This is a genomic window from Methylobacterium terricola (assembly GCF_006151805.1).
GTDB lineage: Bacteria > Pseudomonadota > Alphaproteobacteria > Rhizobiales > Beijerinckiaceae > Methylobacterium > Methylobacterium terricola.
The window spans coordinates 121,899-140,137 of record NZ_VDDA01000010.1 but is presented as its reverse complement, the minus strand read 5'-3'; the positions used below and the strand labels follow the sequence as shown (position 1 = coordinate 140,137).

Sequence of the window (18,239 nt, the reverse complement as noted above, 5' to 3'; positions counted from 1 at the left end):
TCTTCCTCTCCCCAAGGACCTCGGGCTTGCCCGAAGTCCCTATCCACTTGCCCAGGTCGGGGGGAGGGTGCCCAGCGGAGCCGGGGCAGCGGGACGCAGTCCCGCCGAGAGGGGCAGCGCGCGCTGATCCAGGGGGCGCCCGTCACCACGGTTGTGACCTCTCCGGAAGCGGCGTCCCCTCTCCCGGCTCACTTCGTTCGCCACCCTCCCCCGCAGAGGGGGGAGGGGGAAGGCCCGCGCTGTTTCTTTTGCCCGACAGTCCTGCACCCGACGGGGAGAAGGAAGACTTCCGCCCTCACTCGATCCCGAGCTTCGCCTTCAGGAGCGCGTTCACCGCCGCCGGGTTGGCCTTGCCGCCGGTGGCCTTCATCGTCTGGCCGACGAACCAGCCGAGCAGGGTGGGCTTCGCCTTGGCCTGCTCGACCTTGTCGGGGTTCGCCGCGATGATCTGATCGATCGCCGCCTCGATCGCGCCGGTATCGGTGACCTGGCGCAGGCCCCGGCTCTCGACGATCTGGCGCGGCTCGCCGCCCTCGCTCCAGACGATCTCGAACACGTCCTTGGCGATCTTGCCCGAGATGGTGTTGTCGCCGATGAGATCGACGATCGCGCCGAGCTGAGCCGCCGAGACCGGGCTGTCCTCGATGCTCTTGCCCTCCTTGTTCAGGCGGCCGAACAGCTCGTTGATGACCCAGTTCGCCGCGATCTTGCCGTCGCGGCCCTTGGCCACCGCCTCGTAGTAGTCGGCGGAGGCGCGCTCGGCCACCAGCACCGTCGCGTCGTAGGGCGACAGGCCGTAGGACTCGATGAAGCGGGCCTTCTTGGCGTCGGGCAGCTCCGGCAGGCCGGCGGCGAGGCGATCGACGAAGGCCTGGTCGAATTCGAGCGGCAGCAGGTCCGGGTCGGGGAAGTAGCGGTAATCGTGCGCCTCTTCCTTCGAGCGCATCGAGCGGGTCTCGCCCTTGGTCGGGTCGAACAGGCGGGTCTCCTGGTCGATCGTGCCGCCATCCTCGATGATGGCGATCTGGCGCCGCGCCTCGACCTCGATCGCCTGGCCGATGAAGCGGATCGAGTTGACGTTCTTGATCTCGCAGCGGGTGCCGAAGGGGTCGCCGACCTTGCGCACCGAGACGTTCACGTCGGCGCGGAGGTTCCCCTTCTCCATGTCGCCGTCGCAGGTGCCGAGGTAGCGCAGGATGGTGCGCAGCTTCGTCACGTAGGCTTTCGCCTCCTCCGACGAGCGCAGGTCCGGCTTCGAGACGATCTCCATCAGCGCCACGCCCGACCGGTTGAGGTCGACGAAGCTCATCGACGGGTGCTGGTCGTGCAGCGACTTGCCGGCATCCTGCTCGAGGTGCAGGCGCTCGATCCCGACCCGGATGCTCTCGCCGTCGGGGAGATCGACCAGCACCTCGCCCTCGCCGACGATCGGGCTCTTGTACTGGCTGATCTGGTAGCCCTGGGGCAGGTCCGGGTAGAAGTAGTTCTTCCGGTCGAACACCGAGCGGTGGTTGATCTGCGCCTTGAGGCCGAGGCCCGTGCGCACCGCCTGCGCGACGCATTCGCGGTTGATCACCGGCAGCATGCCGGGCATCGCGGCGTCGACCAGCGAGACGTTGTCGTTCGGCTCGGCCCCGAAGGCGGTCGGCGCGCCGGAAAACAGCTTCGAGCGGCTGGTGACCTGGGCATGGATCTCCATGCCGATCACCACCTCCCAGTCGCCCAGCGCGCCCTTGATCAGCTTCTTGGGGTTCACGGGAGCGTTCATGAGGGTCTTCTGTCTCTCAAGCGGTTCCCCCCTCTCCCATGCGGGAGAGGGGAGCGGTTGCGCCTAGTAGGAAGGGCGGCGCCAGCCGGTCAAGCGCGTCAAGCGCGCGGCGCGATCACCCGCCGGGCGGCGTAGCCGATCACCGCGTAGGCGAGGGCCGCCGCGGTGCGGACGGGGAAGAAGGTCGGGAGTTCCCGCCCGATCGGGGCCGGCCACGGCACGCCGATCCCGGTCAGAACCCACGACACCAGCACCGAGGCGACCAGCGCCATCATGGCGACCAGCACCACCTTGCCGAACTGGTCCGCCTTCCAGCCGAGATAGAGCGCGAGCCCGATCAGCACCGGATCGAAGGCCGCCAGGATCCAGACTTCCGGCGGGTAGTAGGGGACGGTGGGGTGGTTCACGCCCACCACGCCTGCGGCAGGGCGGTGCGGCCGGCCGCGTCCTCGATCACCTGCCCCGCGGCGAACAGCGTCTCCTCGTCGAAGGGACGGCCGATCAGCTGGAGGCCAAGCGGCAGACCCTGCGCGTCGAGGCCGGCCGGCACCGCGAGGCCGGGGAGGCCGGCCATGTTCACCGTCACGGTGAACACGTCGAGAAGGTACATCTCGACCGGGTCGGCCTTGGCCTTCTCGCCGAAACCGAAGGCGGCGGACGGGGTGGTGGGCGTCAGGATCGCGTCGACGCCGGAGGCGTAGACCTGCTCGAAGTCGCGCTTGATCAGGGTGCGGATCTGCTGCGCCCGGACGTAATAGGCGTCGTAATAGCCGGCCGACAGCACGTAGGTGCCGATCATGATCCGGCGCTTGACCTCGCGGCCGAAACCGGCGGCGCGGGTCGCCTCGTACATCCCGGCGATGTCCTTGCCGGGCACGCGCAGGCCGTAGCGCACGCCGTCGTAGCGGGCGAGGTTCGAGGACGCCTCGGCCGGCGCCACGATGTAGTAGGCCGGCAGGGCGTACCGGGTGTGCGGCAGCGAGACCTCGACCACCTTGGCGCCGGCATCGCGCAGCCAGTCGGCGCCCTGCTGCCACAGCCGCTCGATCTCGGCCGGCATGCCCTCGACCCGGTACTCCTTCGGGATGCCGATGGTCAGGCCCTTGACGCCGCGGTTCACCGCCGCCTCGAAATCGGGCACCGGCAGGTTGACGGACGTCGTGTCCTTGTCGTCGTGGCCGGCCATCGAGGTCAGCAGGATCGCGGTGTCGCGCACCGTGCGGGCGATCGGCCCGGCCTGGTCGAGGGACGACGCGAAGGCGACGGTGCCCCAGCGCGAGCAGCGGCCATAGGTCGGCTTGATGCCGACGGTGCCGGTGAAGGCCGCCGGCTGGCGGATCGAGCCGCCGGTGTCGGTGGCGGTGGCCCCGAGGCACAGGCGCGCCGCGACCGCCGCGGCCGAGCCGCCCGACGAGCCGCCGGGCACCAGCTTGGTCTCGTCACCCGTTCCGTCGGGACCCTTGCGCCGCCAGGGCGAGATCACCGGGCCGTAGGCGCTGGTCTCGTTCGACGAGCCCATGGCGAACTCGTCGAGGTTCAGCTTGCCGAGCATCACCGCGCCGTCGCGCCACAGGTTGTGGGTGACGGTCGATTCGTAGTGCGGCTGGAAGCCTTCGAGGATCTTCGAGGCCGCCGTGGTGGTGACCCCGTGGGTGCAGAACAGGTCCTTGATGCCGAGCGGCAGGCCCTCGAGCGGGCGGGCCTCGCCGGCGGCGAGCTTCTGGTCGGCGACCTCGGCCATGGCGAGCGCCCGGTCGGGCGTCTCGAGCAGGTAGGCGTTCAGCACCCGCGCCTTCTCGATCGCGTCGAGATGGGCCTGGGTCAGCTCGCGGGCGGAGAAGTCCTTCGCCCGCAGGCCGTCGCGGGCCTGCGCCAGGGTGAGGTCGGTCAGCTCTGCCGGCTTGGTGCTCACGATCGTCTCGTCCTGTCGGGGCATAGGCTCCTGGCGGGGCCTGGGTTCCTGCCGGGGCCTGTGGGCCGCCATGGGTGCCTTGATGCGGGTCGTCTCGGTCGATTACTCGACGACCTTCGGCACCAGGAAATAATGGTCCTCGGTCAGAGGCGCGTTGAACACGATCTCGCGGGCATGGCCGCCATCGGTGATCACGTCCTCGCGGCTTTTCATCGCCATCGGGGTGACCGAGGTCATCGGCTCGATGCCGGACACGTCGACCGCGTCGAGCTGCTCGACGAAGGCCAGGATGGCGTTCAGCTCGTCCTGCAGCGGCGCCACCTCGTCGTCGGTGACCGCGATCCGCGCCAGATGCGCGATGCGCCGGACCGTCTTGGCGTCGACCGACATGAGCACTCCGTTCGGGCAGGCAGGAAACCGGGCGTGGCACGGCCCGCAGCCGGGCCACGGCCGCCGCGCGCTATAGCACCGGCTTTCGCGCTGCCGCAACGGGCGGGGCGGTCAGGCCGCCGGCATCCGCACCGGCAGAGCCGCGATGGCGTTGGCCCGGGTGCTCGGCACCTCGATCAGCACCGCCCGCGGCTTGAAGTGCCGGCGCGCCTCCATGCCGCCGGTATAGAGCACGGCGGCCGCGGTCAGCAGCATCAGCTTGTGCTTGCGCGGCATCCGCGGGCGCGCCGGGGCCGGATCCTGCGCGGCCGGCGCGGACCGGAGCATCCGGCGGCCGATCGCCAGGATGGCCTCGGCCGGCACGCGCCGGGCCTGGGCAGCCGGCGGACCGGGGAAGCGGCCGGTCGCGTCGGGCAGCTTGCCGCGCAGCGGGCTCACCGCGCCGTCGAGATCGACGGTCATCCAGCCGTGGTCGCGCGGGGCCGGATCCTGCGGGGCGGGGCCCTGCACCTGACGGCCGGCAGCGAGCGCGAAGGGAAGGATGACGGCAGCCACGGCGACCTCGTTCACGGGAGACGGCAGGTTAACGCTTCGTTAATCCCGCCGGCCCCGCTTCGCCATGTCAACCTTTCGTTAACCTTAACGTGGGCGCCCGCCCCCGCCGGCTTCGGCCGCCCCCGGGGGAGGGCGGCCGGCCGGTCCTACTGCACCGTGACGGCAGTGCCCTTGTGCGGCACGATCACCTGCACGCCGCTGCCGTCGAGGGCGGCGACGAAGCGGTCGGCGCTCGGATCGACGATCGGGAAGGAGCCGTAATGGCAGGGGATGACGGCCTTCGGCTTGAAGAACCGCGTCACGGCGAGCGCCGCGGTGTCGGCGCCCATGGTGAAGCGGTCGCCGATCGGCACCATCAGCACGTCGGGGCGGTAGATCTCCTGGATCAGCGCCATGTCGCCGAAGATGTCGGTGTCGCCCATGTGGTAGACGGTCGGTTCGCCGTCGGCGCGCACGATCACGCCGTTCGGGAGCCCCAGCGGGACCGTGACCCCCGCCTCGCTCATGCCGGCCGAGTGGTCGGCCCGCACCAGGCTGACCCTGAACCCCCCGACATCGACGGTGCCGCCGGTGTTCATCGGCTCGAACTGCGTCACGCCCTTCGAGGCCAGCCACATGCACAGGTCGTAGTTGGTGACGACCCTGGCGCCGGTCTCGGCGGCGATCTCGACCGTGTCGCCGACATGGTCGCCGTGGCCGTGGGTGACCAGGATGTGGGTCGCCCCCTCGGTCGCCGCCTTGCGGTCGCCCTCGAAGGCCGGGTTGCCGCTGAAGAACGGATCGATCAACACGTGGGAGGATCCGAAATCGAGGCGGAAGGTGGAATGGCCGAACCAGGTGATGCGCATCGGATGATCTCCGGGCCAAGAGGTGTCGCGGACAGGGGGCCGAGCGCCCGCATGCGGGGGCGATGTGCGATGGCGGACGGGGCCGGCACGGCCTACCTAACGCGCGGAGGCCGGCCGTGAACCGGGAGACGATCGAAGCCTTCGCGGCCGAGTCGCGCGGCGGCGCCCGCCTGCTCGGGCTCGACCTCGGCACCAAGACCATCGGCCTCGCTCTCTCCGACGTGCAGCGCCGGATCGCCTCGCCGCTGGAGACGATCAAGCGGGTCAAGTTCACCCCCGATGCCGCGGCGCTCTCGGCCATCGCCACCAAGCACGCCGTCGGCGGCCTGGTGGTGGGGCTGCCGCTCAACATGGACGGCAGCGAGGGGCCGCGGGTGCAATCCACCCGCGCCTTCGTGCGCAACCTGAAACCCATCCTGCCGCTGCCGGTGCTGTTCTGGGACGAGCGCCTGTCGACGGCGGCCGTCACCCGGACCCTGCTGGAGGCCGACGCCTCCCGGGCCCGGCGCGGCGAACTCGTCGACAAGCTCGCCGCCGCCTACATCCTGCAGGGCTGCCTCGACGTGCTGGACGGGCTGCGCGACGACGGGGAGGACGACTCCTCCGGGTGGTGAGGCGGTCCCGCCGGCAGGCGCGCCAGCCGCACCGCCGGCGAGGTCCAGATCAGCAAAGCCTGGAGCGCGAAGATCCCGACCGCCAGGACGAGGCAGGCCTCGGCTCCGGCAAGCCCTCCGACGAGCGCCGCCAGCGCGGCGCCGAGGGGCCGCGCGCCCTGGGTCATCACGGCGAGGCCCGAGACCCGGCCGAGGAGGGCGGCCGGCGTCACGGCCTGACGCAGGGTCGTGGTGCTGATCACCCACAGGATCGGCCCGACGCCGAGCAGGAACAGCCCGAACCCGGCGATGCCGGCGCTTGGCAGCGGGATCGTCAGCGCCACCGTGGCGGAGGCGGCGAGGCCGGCGAGGGGCCCGATGCCGACGACGTGGCCGAAGCGCAGGCGCCCCAGGATCGACGGCGCGAGGAGCGCGCCCACCATCATGCCGAAGCCGTAGAGCCCCAGCACCACCCCGATGCCGGTGGCGTCGAGCGTCAGGTGACGGGCGGCGTAGGGCACGAAGGCCGCGAGGAGCAGGAAGAAGGCGGTGTTGAACACCACCTGGGTCGCCAGGACCGGGCGCAGCAGCGGGTGCCGGAGCGCGAAGGCGGCGCCCTCGCGGATCTCGCGCCCCGGATGGCGGCGGGGCACAGCCGGCCGCGGCGGCTCGGCGATGCCGATCAGCGCCAAAGCGGCCGTCAGGGAGAGCGCCACCGCCACGCCGAAGGCCGGTGCCGCCCCGGTTCCGCCGACGAGGGCGCCGCCAAGCGCCGGCCCGCCGGCGAAGGCGACCGTGCGGGCGAGCTCGATGCGGGCATTGGCGGCGGCAAGGCCCGCCGGCGGCACCAGGGCCGGCACCAGGGCGGGTCCGGCGACGCTGAACACCACCGTGCCGCAGGCCGACAGGAAGCCGAGCCCGGCCAGCAGCGGCCAGCTGGCCTGGCCCGAGGCCGCCAGGACCAGGATCGTCGCCAGAGCCGCGGCCCGCACCAGCTCGGCTCCCGCCATCAGGCCCCGGCGGGGCAGCCGGTCGGCCAGCAGACCCGCGGGGATCGCCGCGACCAGGAAGGGCAGGGTGAGGGCGGTCTGGAGCAGGCCGGCCTCGCCCTCCCGCGCGCCAAGGCCGAGCACCGCCACGATCGGGATCGCCGCCAGCGCGATCTGCTCGGCGGATTGCGCGGCGAGGTTCGCCGCAGCGAGGCGCGTGAAGGCGCGGGGCAGGGGTGTCGAGGGCATGGACGGATCTCGGAAGGGGGACGCGGCACCGTGGCCGGCTCCCGGCCCGCCCCGAAACCCGGTTCTTGCGGTCGAATCCGGCTGCGCCGCGCTCGCCGCAGGAAAAGCGGGGCACCGGGTGGGGAGGCGCCGTCGGGTCGGCGGAAATCCGCCCGCCCCTCGGCCCTGTCGGCGGCGATCCGCTCGCCGGGCGGACGCGGATCGCGTCCAAGGCATTGCCGGATAAGAGTTTTGATATTCCTCCAGGCTTGGCCCCGCGCTTGCCATCACGCTTTCCGGATCTCGCCGATCCCACCCGCGAAGAGGCCTCGACAAGCCCCCGGACGGTCGGCCGGGACGATGATGCCCGCACCCCGCGGGACAACGACATCAGGGAGAACGTCCATGACCACGGCTGCACCAGCGGCGCTCGCGGCCGCTCCGGCCTCCGCCGAGACGACCGATCGTCAGAAGATCAAGGCCATCGTCGCCGCCTCGTCCGGCAACCTGGTCGAGTGGTACGACTTCTACGCCTACGCCTTCACCTCGATCTACTTCGCCTCCGCGTTCTTCCCGAGCAGCAGCCCGACCGGCCAGCTGCTGGCGACCGCCGGCATCTTCGCGGTCGGCTTCTTCATGCGGCCGCTCGGCGGCTGGATCTTCGGGCGCATCGCCGACCGGCGCGGCCGCAAGTCGTCGATGGTGTTCTCGGTGCTGCTGATGTGCGCCGGCTCGCTGATGATCGGCCTGCTGCCGACCTACGAGACGATCGGCGTGCTGGCGCCGCTGCTGCTCCTCGTCGCCCGGCTCGCTCAGGGCCTCTCCGTCGGCGGCGAGTACGGCACGGCGGCGACCTACATGAGCGAGATCGCCGGCAAGGGCCGCCGCGGCTTCCTGTCGTCGTTCCAGTACGTCACCCTGATCGGCGGCCAGCTGCTGGCGGTGCTGGTTGTGTTCGCGCTCCAGCACGTGCTCTCGGCCGAGGAGATGCGGGCCTGGGGCTGGCGCATCCCGTTCCTGATCGGCGCCGCGGCGGCGGTCGTCGCGATGATGCTGCGCGGTTCGCTCAAGGAATCCGCCTCGCACGCGGCCATGCAGAGCAAGGAGGCCGGCTCGGTCCGCGCCCTCATGCAGCACAAGCGGGGCCTCCTGATCACGCTCGCCTTCACCATGGGCGGCTCGCTCTACTTCTACACCATGACGACCTATATGCAGAAATTCCTGGTCAACACGGTGAAGCTCGACCTCAAGACGGTCTCGACCGTGATGACCCTGGCGCTCGTGGTCTTCATGCTGCTGCAGCCGGTCTTCGGTGCGCTCTCCGACCGGATCGGGCGGCGCAACAACATGATCCTGTTCAGCGGGCTCGCGATGCTCGGCGCGGTGCCGCTGCTCTCGACATTGTCGCTGGTGACGAGCCCCTACGCCGCCTTCGCGCTGATTCTGACCGGCCTCGTCATCGCGACGTTCTACACCTCGATCAGCGGCGTGGTGAAGGCCGAGCTGTTCCCGGCCGAGGTGCGGGCGCTCGGCGTCGGCCTGCCCTACGCCATCGCCAACGCGCTGTTCGGCGGCACGGCGGAATACGTCGCGCTGTCGTTCAAGACCTACGGCAACGAGGGCCTGTTCTACTGGTACGTCGCCGCGATGGCGGCGGTGGCCTTCGCGGCCTCGCTGTGGATGCCCGACACCCGCAAATACGGCTACCTCGACGGCAACGGCCGGATGGGCGACTGAGCACGGGCGATGGGCCGGGCCCTGCCGGGGCCCGGCCCTCGTTCGTCCCTTGCGGGTGCGCATCGTCCTGCCGCACGCCAGGATCCCGCGACATCCCGCAGCGAGGCCTCCGGCCATGCGCCACGCCCAGCCCGCCGATCGCGCTTCGCCGTTGCGGACGCGCCTCGCCCGCGTCGGAGCCCGGCGCGGGGCGCTGGCCGTCGCGATCCTGGCGCTCACCCTCGCGGCCTTCCTCGTCACCCTGGAAGCCGGGCGCGACCAGGTGCGGCGGGCCTCGCGCCAGCGCCTCGTCATCGCCGAGGCGGTGATGCGGGCGGCGGTCGATCGCTTCCAGTACCTGCCGACGGTGCTCGCCCTCGACACCGAGGTCCAGGCCCTGCTCGCCGATCCGGACGCGACCGCGCGCCTCGCGAACGTGAATGCCAAGTTCGAGGCGATTGCCCGGGCCTCCGACGTCGCCGCGATCTACCTCATGGACGCGCACGGCCTGACGCTGAGTGCCAGCAACTGGAACCAGCCGATGAGCTTCGTCGGCTCCTCCTATGCCTACCGCCCCTATTTCCGGGAGGCCGTGGCGACGGGCGCCTCGCGCTATTTCGGCGTCGGCTCCACCACCCAGCAGCCGGGCCTGTTCATCGGCAAGGCGGTGCCGGTACCGGTCGCGCCAGCCGCGGGCGGCCGGGTCCGGGGCGTCGTGGTGGTCAAGGTCGATCTGGAGGGGCTTCAGGGCGAGTGGCGTCGGGCCGGCGAGCGGATCCTGGTCTCCGACGCGGCGGGCGTCGTCTTCCTGGCGAGCGAGCCCGCCTGGAAGTACCGCCCGTTCCGGCCGCTCCCGGCCGCCGAGACGGAGCGCATCCGCGCGGCGCAGCAATACGGCGACAGCGACCTGACGCCCCTCCTGGGCGACGGCCGGGGCGACTTTGCCGGGACGATCAGCCTGGCCGCCGGCAGCCGGAGCGTGAGCGGCCTCGTCGAGCGCGTCGCGATGCCGGATCTCGGCTGGACGGTCTGGTACGTCGCGCCGACCGGGCCGGCCTTCCGCCAGGCGCTCCTGGTGGCGGGCGCCACCGGCATCGCCGGCCTCGCCCTCGCCTTCGCGCTCGCCGCGGCGGGCCAGCGGCGGCAGCGGCTGCGGGCCGAGCAGGCGATGCGGGCCGCCCTCGAGCGGCGGGTGGCGGAGCGCACCCACGATCTGAGCCAGGCCAATGCGCGCCTGCGGGCGGAGATCACCGAGCGCGAGCGCGCCACCGCGGCCCTGCGGGCGACCCAGGACGAGCTGATCCATGCCGGCCGGCTCGCGGCGCTCGGCCAGATCTCGACGGCGATCAACCACGAGATCAACCAGCCGCTGGCGGCTTTGCGCACCTTCCTGGCGAGCACCGTGCTGTTCCTGGAGCGCGGCGACGAAGGCACCGTGCGGCGCAACCTCCAGCGCATGACCGAGGTGACGCAGCGCATCGCCGAGATCATCCGCCACCTCAAGGATTTCGCCCGCAAGACCGGGCCGGGTCACTGCGAGCCGGTGCGCCTCGCGGCCGCGGCCGAGGCCGCCCTCGACCTGCTGCGGGTCCGGCTGCGGGCGGAGGACGTCGCGGTGACCTGCACGATTCCGCCCGACGCCCTGGTGCGGGCCGAGCCGGTGCGCCTCGAGCAGGTGCTGCTCAACCTGATGGTCAACGCCCTCGACGCCATGCGCGGCGCCCCCGAGCGGCACCTCGCCTTGACCGCCTCGCGCGAAGCGGGTTCGAGTTGGCGCCTCGCCGTCAGCGACAGCGGCGGCGGCATCCCTCCGGAGCACATGGCCCAGATCTTCGACCCCTTCTTCACCACGAAGGCCGCCGGCGAGGGGCTGGGGCTCGGCCTGTCGCTGTCCTCGCTGATCGTGCGCGATCTCGGCGGCAGCCTGACCGCCGGCAATGGCGGCCCGGGCGCCGTGCTCACCCTCGTCCTGCCGGCGGCGGAGGCCTGAGCGCATGGCCGGACGGGTGGACCGCGTCCTGTTCGTCGACGACGAGGAGACGGTGCGCGAGGCGCTGCACCAGTGGCTGACGCTCGCCGGCTACGCCGTCTCGACCCACGAGGATCCGGACGACGCGCTCGCGGCGATCGACGCGGGCTTCCGCGGCATCCTCGTCACCGACATGCGGATGCCCCGGATCGACGGCCTCACGGTGCTGGAACGGGCGCTCGCCCGCGACCCGGACCTGCCGGTCCTCCTCGTCACCGGCCACGGCGACGTGCCGCTGGCGGTCGAGGCGATGCGCCGTGGCGCCTACGACTTCATCGAGAAGCCCTTCGCCCCCGAGCGGCTGACCGACGCGGTCGGCCGCGCCTGCGAGAAGCGCCACCTGTCCCTGTCCTTGCGCCGGCTCCGCGGCACGGCGGATGCGCAGGGCATCGAGCGCCGCCTGATCGGTACCTCGCGGGCGATGGAGACCCTGCGGCGCGAGGTGCTCGACCTCGCCGCGACCCCGGTCAACGTGGTGATCAACGGCGAGACCGGCTCCGGCAAGGAGCTGGTGGCGCAGTGCCTGCACGCCTTCTCGCGCCGGCGCGACGGCCGCTTCGTCGCGGTCAATTGCGGCGCGATCCCCGACACGATGGTGGAGAGCGAGCTGTTCGGCTACGAGGCCGGCGCCTTCACGGGTGCGGTCAAGCGGCGGATCGGCAAGCTCGAATACGCCCACCGCGGCACGCTCTTCCTCGACGAGATCGAGGCGATGCCGCTTCTCGGCCAGGTCAAGCTGCTGCGCGTCCTCCAGGAGAACCGGGTCGAGCGGCTGGGCGCCAACGAATCGGTCGCCGCCGACCTGCGCACGCTCTGCGCCAGCAAGGTCGACCTGCGGGCTCACGCGAAGGACGGCGGGTTCCGGCCCGACCTGTATTACCGCCTCGGCGTCGCCGAATTGCGCATCCCGCCGCTGCGCGAGCGGCGCGAGGACATCCCGCTCCTGTTCGAGCATTTCGCGGCCTGCGCCGCCGAGGCGCATGGCCGGGCGATGCGCCCGTTGAGCGCCCGCCAGGTCCAGGACCTCGTCGACAACCCCTGGCCGGGCAACGTGCGCGAGCTGCGCAACGCGGCCGAGCGCTACGCCTTCGGCCTCGACCGGCTCGGGGCGGCGCCCGAGCCGGCGGAGACCGGGACGCAACCGCTCTCCACCCGCGTCGAGGCCTACGAGCGCGGCCTGATCGAGCAGGCCCTGCAGCAGGCGCACGGGAATATCGGCGAGGCGATGCGCCTCCTCGACCTGCCGCGCCGAACCCTGAACGAGAAGATGCAGCGCTACGGCCTCAACCGGGGCGACTTCGTCGGATAGACGCGTCTCCCGGCACGGTCCTTGCGGCCGTACGGTCAGTCCGAACGTCCCACCGAGGCCGGCACGGACCGCCCGCCTCTCTTCGTCCACCCTCGCCCCGACCTGCCCGATGTCCGACACGCCCTCCGCCCCGCCCGCCGCTCCGCCGGCCGCCTGGGGCCCCCCGGTGATCCGCACCATCGCCATGCCGGCCGACACCAACCCGGCCGGCGACATCTTCGGCGGCTGGCTGATGGCGCAGATGGATCTCGCCGCCGGCAACGTCGCGGCCCGCCGTGCGCGCGGCCGCTGCGCCACCATCGCGGTCGAGGGCATGACCTTCCTGCAGCCGGTGGTGGTCGGCGACGAGGTCAGCCTCTACGCGCACATCGTCTCGGTCGGCCGCTCCTCGATCCGCATCCAGATCGAGGCCTGGCGCCGCGCCCGCGAGAGCGAGGAGACCATCAAGGTCACCCAGGCGCTCTTCACCTTCGTGGCGATCGACGAGAACCGGCGGCCGCGGCCGGTGCCGGTGGAGGCGGGCGCCGGGGCGGCGTGAGGGGTGGGCTTGGCCCGGAGGGCAGGGTTCGTCCGAGACACGAGGCGGCGCGGGGTCGCTCTCCACTCCCCGATAGCCCGGCCGCCGACGGGCGCAGCTCCGCCCACTGCACCGCAAGCATGGCGCATCCCCGCCCAGCGCCTTGCTTTTGCATCATTTTGCCTGCCCATGCTGGCTCCGACGCGAGGGGCCGCGCCGGGCTCCGCACGATGATGCATGGGGTCTCCGCCTTGTCCGCTTCCTTGCCCGTCCCTCAGGATCGCCTCGGCTACGCCCAGAGCCTTCTGGAGCGCCACTCCGCCGAGCGCAGCGGCCCGACCCCGACCCTCGCGGACAGCCCCGACGCGAGCCTGCTGCTGTTCTGCGGCGACGTGCCGGTGCTGCGGGCGACGGAGGGGGGCGCCACCTGCCTGCTGAAGCCGGACGACGTCGCCCGGGCCGGCGCGCCTGCGCTCGAACTCTTCCTCGGCCGGGTCGGCGGGCGGCCGGCCTTCGCCGGCGCCCTGCCGGCGGATGCGGCGGCCCATTATCGCGACGATCCGGCCTTCCGCGTGCTCGATGCCCGCTCGGTCGCGGTCGAGGGCGCGGTGCCGGCGCCCGAGATGGGGGTGCTGGCCACCGCCAAGTCGCTGCTCGGCTGGCACGCCCGGCACGGGTTCTGCGCCAATTGCGGCACCGCCACCACGCTCGCCTGCGGCGGCTACCGGCGCGACTGCGCGGCGTGCGGCACCGAGCATTTCCCGCGCACCGACCCGGTGGTGATCATGCTGGTGACCCACGGCGATCGCTGCCTGCTCGGCCGCCAGGCGCGTTTCCCGCCGGGGGTCTATTCCTGCCTCGCCGGCTTTCTCGAGCCCGGCGAGACGATCGAGGACGCGGTGCGGCGCGAGACCTTCGAGGAGGCCGGCGTGCGGGTCGGCGCCGTGCGCTACCACCTCTCGCAGCCCTGGCCGTTCCCGTCCTCGCTGATGATCGGCTGCGAGGGCGAGGCCGACGGCGACGCCCTGGTGCTCGACCGGACCGAGCTCGAGGATGCGCGCTGGTTCAGCCGCGACGAGGTGCGGCAGATGCTGGAGCGCACCCATCCGGACGGCCTGGCGACCCCGCCGGCGATGGCGATCGCCCACGCCCTGGTGCGCCGCTTCGCGGAGCGCTGACGATGGCGCGGTTCCACGGCATCATCCCCTACCTCGTGACCCCGCTCGACGCCGAGGGCCGGGTCGAGGCCGGGGTGATGGCGGCGCTCTGCGACGACCTGATCACGGCGGGCGTGCACGGTCTGACGCCGCTCGGCTCGACCGGCGAGTTCGCCTATCTCGACGAGGCGCAGAAGCGTGACACCGTTGCGGCGGTGGTGACCGCCGCGGGCGGCCGGGTGCCGGTGTTGCCCGGCGTCGCCTCGACGTCGATCCGCGGCGCGGTCGCGCAGGCGAAGGCCTGCCGGGCGGCGGGGGCGGACGGGATCGTGCTGATCCTCGACGCCTATTTCCCGCTCACCGAGACGGAGGTCGAGCGCTACTTCCTGAGCGTCGCGGATGCCACCGACCTGCCGATCATCCTCTACACCAACCCGAACTTCCAGCGTGCCGACCTCTCGGTCGCCTCGATCGCGCGCCTTGCCCGCCACCCGACCATCGTCGGCATCAAGGACGCCTCGACCAATACCGGGCGCCTGCTCTCGATCATGAACCGCGTCGGCGACGATCTCGACGTGTTCGCCGCCTCCTCGCACATCGCCGCGAGCGTGATGATGCTCGGCGGCAAGGGCTGGTTCGCCGGTCCGGCCTGCGTCATCCCGCGGGAATGCCTGGCGCTCTACCGCCTCTGCCGCGAGGGGAACTGGCCGGAGGCGGCGGCCTTGCAGAAGCGGGTCTGGGCCTTCAACGAGGTCTTCGCCCGCTACAACCTCGCGGCCTGCGTCAAGGCGGCGCTCGGCCTCCAGGGCTACGCCGTCGGCGATCCGGTGCCGCCGCAGAGCCCGGCCTCGCAAGAGGCCAGGGCCGCGATCGCGGCGGCGCTCGCTTCCGTGACCGGCACGCCGTCGCATCTCTGAGACACACGGCCGTGTAGGACGGCCGCATCCATCCCGTCGAAGGACCGATCATGACCACCGATCCCGCCCGCGCGCGCTACGACGCCGCCCTCGCCATCGCCCGCGCCGCCGGCGAAACCGCGCTCGGCTTCTTCAACGCCCGCGACGACCTGGTGATCGAGCAGAAGAGCGGCGCCCAGGACCTCGTCTCCCAGGCCGACCGCGAGGTCGAGTTGCTGATCCGCGCCCGCATCGCGGAGGCGTTTCCCGAGGATGGCGTGATCGGCGAGGAGCACGATCCGGTCCCGAGCCGGTCGGGCTACGTCTGGGTCGTCGATCCGATCGACGGCACCAGCCCGTTCCTCAACGGCCAGCCGAACTGGTGCGTGTCGATCGGCGTGCGCGGCCCCGAGGGGCTGGTCGCCGGCGTGATCGAGGCGCCGGTCCTGCGCGAGACTTACGCGGCGCTCGCCGGCCACGGCGCGACCCTGAACGGTCGGCCGCTGCGCATCGATCCCGCGACGTCGCTCAGCTCGGCCAATATCGGCTTCGGCGCCACGCAGAAGACCCCGGCCGCGGAGGCCGCTGCCTTCGTGCACGGGCTCTATCGCGAAGGCGGCGTGCTGTTCCGCAACGGCTCGGGCGCCCTGATGCTGGCCTATGTCGCCGCAGGCCGTCTCGCCGGTTACTACGATCCCGGCCTCAACGCCTGGGACTGCTATGCCGGCCTGCTGCTGGTGCGCGAGGCCGGCGGCGTCGCCGACTACCTCGGCTCCGACGACATGCTGACCGGCGGCCTGCTCTATTCCGGCACGCCCGCCGTGGTGGCCGACCTGCGGCGGCTGGGGGAGGCGTCGCGGCGGGCGTGAGAGGGGGGCGGCGGGGTTTCAGGCCTCCTGAAACGGCGCCGACCGAAGCGACACCTTTCGAAGCGACGGCCTCCTCCGTCATTCCGGGGCTGCGCAGCGGGTCCGGAATTCAGGATCGCTGAGGGTTCAAAGCGAGGCGCACAGCGTTCCGCGTCACCCTGGGCTCCTGCAGTTCCGGATCCGGCGCTCCGCCGTGCGCAGCCGGGATGACCCGGAGGCTGTCGATGCAGCCGGGGACAGTCTCCCCCATGCAGGATTCAGCCTCAGGCCAGCGCCCCCAGCGCCGCCACGGCGGTGATCGCCGCCGCGACCGGGACCAGCCAGAGCAGGACCCGCGGCCGGTACGACTGGACGACGATCAGCAGAAGACCCGCCCCGGTCAGCGAGCCGAGCCAGTCGACCGGGCCGAAATTCCAGCCGTCGAGGCGGATCGCGGCGGCGAGCGACAGGCCGATCAGCGTCCAGCCGGCGACCCGAAGCCCGAGGACGCGCCGGCTTTCCGGCGGCACCGGCCACAGGGCCTGATGGTGCCGGCCCATGCTCAGGCACAGGGCCGCGAGCCCGAGGAAGCTCAAGCCGGCGCCGATGAGGAGGGTCATGCCGCCTCCATCCGCGGCGCGGGCTCGGGAACGGCCCGGCGGGCCCGGCGCGGGCCGGCATACCGCGCGATCTTGTGCGAGATGAGCGCGAAGCCGGCGGCGAGCGCCAGGAGCGCGGCGTCGAAGCCGAGGAACCAGGCCGGATCGTCCCACAGCCCGCGGGCGGTCGCGGCGTCCGCGACCACGACCGCGGCGAACAGGGCGGCGACCGCCGCGAGCGAAAGGCGCCAGGCCCGGCGCGGCGCCGGCCACGCCCCGAGCCCCGCGACGAGGATCCAGGTGCCGAAGAACACCCGCACCTCCCACTCCGCCCGGCCCGCGAGGTCGAGGGGGAGCAGCCGGTTCGCCAGGAAGTAGGCGGCGACGGCACCCGGCAGCCCCGCGATCGTGCCGAGATTGAGGGCGTGGACGAGGCGCCAGCCGAACCCGGGGACCGCTCCGGATTTCGGCAGGCGGGCGACGCTCCACAGCACCAGCCCGCTCGCCACCATGGCGCAGCCCATCAGCCCGCACAGGAAGAACAGCACCCGCAACGCCGCCCCGGCGAAATGCGCCTCGTGCAGGCCGACCAGGGTGGTGAAGGTCTTGGCCGCCGGCTGCAATCCCCCGGACAGGACCTCGACGACGTCGCCGCTGGTGCCCGCGAAGGCGACCTGCGGGTGCTCGTGCGAGAGGCCGTGCGGCTCCTCGAACACCGCCACGACGGTGGAATTCGCGTCGCGCGGGTTGGCGATGGTGAGCCGTTCCAGCGGCTCGGGAATCGTTGCCAGCGCCTGCCGCACCATCGGCCCGACCGGAGCGAGCGTCCCGGGCTGCCCGGCCGCCGGCCGGTTCCGGGTGATCTGCCCGGTCTCGGCGAAGAAGGCGAACTGGTCGCCCTTGTAGGCGGCGGTGACGCCCCAGGGCATGTACATCAGCGCCAGCGTCACCACGCCGGTATAGGTGATCATGAGGTGGAACGGCAGCGCCAGCACGCCGCTGACGTTGTGGGCGTCGAGCCAGCCGCGCTGCGCCGCCTTGTCTCGCCGCAGGGTGAAGAAGTCGGAGAAGATCCGCCGATGGGTGACGATGCCGCTCACCAGCGCCACCAGCATCACCATGGCGCAGAGGCCGACGATCCAGCGCCCCCAGAGCGGCGGCAGATTCAGTTCGAAGTGGAAGCGGTAGAAGAAGTCGCCGCCCCGCGTGGCCCGCATCGCCGCCGGCGCTCCGGTGCGCGGGTCGAGGAGGACGTGGCCCGGGGCCGCGCCGGGCTTCGTCCGCCAGAACAGCTCGACGAGCGGCTTCTCCGGTGTCGGCAGGCCGATGAACCAGGTCCGGGCCGCGCCTGCCTGCGCTTGCAGGTGGGCGACCGCGAGGTCGGCCGAGGCCGCCAGGGTCTCGGGCGTCACCGTCGCCTCGCGCCGCAGCTCCGGCTGCATCCAGCGCGAGATGTCGGCCCGGTAATAGGTCGCGGTGCCGGTGACGAAGACGGCGAACAGCACCCAGCCGACGACGAGGCCCGACCAGGTGTGCAGCCAGGCCATCGACTGGCGGAAACCCTGCTTCATGACCCGAATCCGAACGGGAACGACCCGGTGACGAGCCGGAGCGCCAGTCCGAGCCCGAGACCGATCGCGCCGACGATCGCGGCGGCGCGCCCGAGCGAGCGCGCGGCGAAAACGACGACGACGATCGCCACCATGATGGGAAAGCTCAGAAGCGTCGCCGCGGTCACGGCCTCCGCCCGGGGCATCGGCAGGGTCAGCGACAGGAATGCGGTGGCGAGTGCCGCCACTGCGTAGCCGCCGCCCATCGCGAGGACGATGCGGCCCGCCACCGCGGCGCGGGCGTTGAGCGTGAGTGGCCGGGTCATGGCGCTCCC

General features: G+C 72.1%; 18 protein-coding genes. 8 read left to right on the top strand and 10 right to left on the bottom strand.

Annotation, left to right across the window (positions count from 1 at the left end):
* Positions 1-295 precede the first annotated feature (295 nt).
* From gatB to FF100_RS20870, 6 genes are all read right to left on the bottom strand, one after another.
* Complete coding sequence (gene gatB / locus FF100_RS20895) at positions 296-1,768, bottom strand: Asp-tRNA(Asn)/Glu-tRNA(Gln) amidotransferase subunit GatB (protein WP_139037670.1); 1,473 nt, start codon at positions 1,766-1,768, stop codon at positions 296-298.
* A 98-nt stretch (positions 1,769-1,866) separates the two neighbouring features.
* Positions 1,867-2,181, bottom strand: coding sequence for a hypothetical protein (locus FF100_RS20890; RefSeq protein ID WP_425463328.1), 315 nt, complete (start codon positions 2,179-2,181; stop codon positions 1,867-1,869).
* Entirely contained in the window at positions 2,172-3,704 is a 1,533-nt protein-coding gene (gene gatA, locus FF100_RS20885) for an Asp-tRNA(Asn)/Glu-tRNA(Gln) amidotransferase subunit GatA (RefSeq protein WP_171070276.1), read from the bottom strand. The genes FF100_RS20890 and gatA overlap by 10 nt, the downstream gene beginning before the upstream one ends.
* A gap of 78 nt (positions 3,705-3,782) precedes the next feature.
* Positions 3,783-4,070, bottom strand: coding sequence for an Asp-tRNA(Asn)/Glu-tRNA(Gln) amidotransferase subunit GatC (gene gatC / locus FF100_RS20880; protein WP_139037667.1), 288 nt, complete (start codon positions 4,068-4,070; stop codon positions 3,783-3,785).
* 111 nt (positions 4,071-4,181) lie between these two features.
* The gene (locus FF100_RS20875) at positions 4,182-4,625 is read right to left on the bottom strand and encodes a hypothetical protein (RefSeq protein ID WP_139037666.1); all 444 of its coding nucleotides are present in this window, start codon (positions 4,623-4,625) and stop codon (positions 4,182-4,184) included.
* A 146-nt stretch (positions 4,626-4,771) separates the two neighbouring features.
* Positions 4,772-5,473 carry a metal-dependent hydrolase gene (locus FF100_RS20870; protein WP_139037665.1) on the bottom strand — a complete coding sequence of 234 codons (702 nt, stop codon included), beginning with the start codon at positions 5,471-5,473 and terminating at the stop codon, positions 4,772-4,774.
* A 116-nt stretch (positions 5,474-5,589) separates the two neighbouring features.
* Here FF100_RS20870 and ruvX point away from each other — a divergent pair, with 116 nt between their 5' ends.
* Positions 5,590-6,087, top strand: a complete 498-nt coding sequence (ruvX, locus tag FF100_RS20865) for a Holliday junction resolvase RuvX (protein WP_139037664.1) — start codon at positions 5,590-5,592, stop codon at positions 6,085-6,087.
* On the opposite strand, the gene FF100_RS20860 is transcribed toward ruvX, so the two are convergent.
* Entirely contained in the window at positions 6,012-7,304 is a 1,293-nt protein-coding gene (locus FF100_RS20860; protein ID WP_139037663.1) for an MFS transporter, read from the bottom strand. The two genes, ruvX and FF100_RS20860, sit on opposite strands and share 76 nt — an antisense overlap.
* A gap of 384 nt (positions 7,305-7,688) precedes the next feature.
* On the opposite strand from FF100_RS20860, the gene FF100_RS20855 reads away from it, so the two are divergent.
* The 7 genes from FF100_RS20855 to FF100_RS20825 all read left to right on the top strand — a co-directional run bounded on the left by FF100_RS20855 (position 7,689) and on the right by FF100_RS20825 (position 15,776).
* Positions 7,689-9,020: an MFS family transporter gene (locus FF100_RS20855; RefSeq protein WP_139037662.1), complete on the top strand. Its 1,332-nt coding sequence runs from the start codon at positions 7,689-7,691 to the stop codon at positions 9,018-9,020.
* A 115-nt stretch (positions 9,021-9,135) separates the two neighbouring features.
* Entirely contained in the window at positions 9,136-10,989 is a 1,854-nt protein-coding gene (locus FF100_RS20850; protein WP_139037661.1) for an ATP-binding protein, read from the top strand.
* A gap of 4 nt (positions 10,990-10,993) precedes the next feature.
* Positions 10,994-12,337 carry a sigma-54-dependent transcriptional regulator gene (locus FF100_RS20845; protein WP_139037660.1) on the top strand — a complete coding sequence of 448 codons (1,344 nt, stop codon included), beginning with the start codon at positions 10,994-10,996 and terminating at the stop codon, positions 12,335-12,337.
* Between the two features lie 109 nt (positions 12,338-12,446).
* Positions 12,447-12,875, top strand: coding sequence for an acyl-CoA thioesterase (locus FF100_RS20840; RefSeq protein WP_139037659.1), 429 nt, complete (start codon positions 12,447-12,449; stop codon positions 12,873-12,875).
* A 242-nt stretch (positions 12,876-13,117) separates the two neighbouring features.
* Entirely contained in the window at positions 13,118-14,032 is a 915-nt protein-coding gene (nudC, locus tag FF100_RS20835) for an NAD(+) diphosphatase (RefSeq protein WP_139037741.1), read from the top strand.
* A gap of 2 nt (positions 14,033-14,034) precedes the next feature.
* Entirely contained in the window at positions 14,035-14,928 is an 894-nt protein-coding gene (locus FF100_RS20830) for a dihydrodipicolinate synthase family protein (protein WP_139037658.1), read from the top strand.
* Positions 14,929-14,978: 50 nt separating this feature from the next.
* Entirely contained in the window at positions 14,979-15,776 is a 798-nt protein-coding gene (locus FF100_RS20825; RefSeq protein WP_139037657.1) for an inositol monophosphatase family protein, read from the top strand.
* 263 nt (positions 15,777-16,039) lie between these two features.
* Here FF100_RS20825 and FF100_RS20820 read toward each other — a convergent pair whose 3' ends face one another.
* The 3 genes from FF100_RS20820 to FF100_RS20810 are packed head-to-tail and all read right to left on the bottom strand — an operon-like array spanning position 16,040 to position 18,230.
* Positions 16,040-16,375 carry a DUF3325 domain-containing protein gene (locus tag FF100_RS20820; RefSeq protein WP_139037656.1) on the bottom strand — a complete coding sequence of 112 codons (336 nt, stop codon included), beginning with the start codon at positions 16,373-16,375 and terminating at the stop codon, positions 16,040-16,042.
* The gene (locus tag FF100_RS20815; protein WP_139037655.1) at positions 16,372-17,925 is read right to left on the bottom strand and encodes a PepSY-associated TM helix domain-containing protein; all 1,554 of its coding nucleotides are present in this window, start codon (positions 17,923-17,925) and stop codon (positions 16,372-16,374) included. The genes FF100_RS20820 and FF100_RS20815 overlap by 4 nt, the downstream gene beginning before the upstream one ends.
* Positions 17,922-18,230 (bottom strand): iron transporter, encoded by a 309-nt coding sequence (locus FF100_RS20810; protein WP_139037654.1) that lies wholly within the window; start codon positions 18,228-18,230, stop codon positions 17,922-17,924. Before FF100_RS20810 ends, FF100_RS20815 begins: the two co-directional genes overlap by 4 nt.
* Positions 18,231-18,239 lie beyond the last annotated feature (9 nt).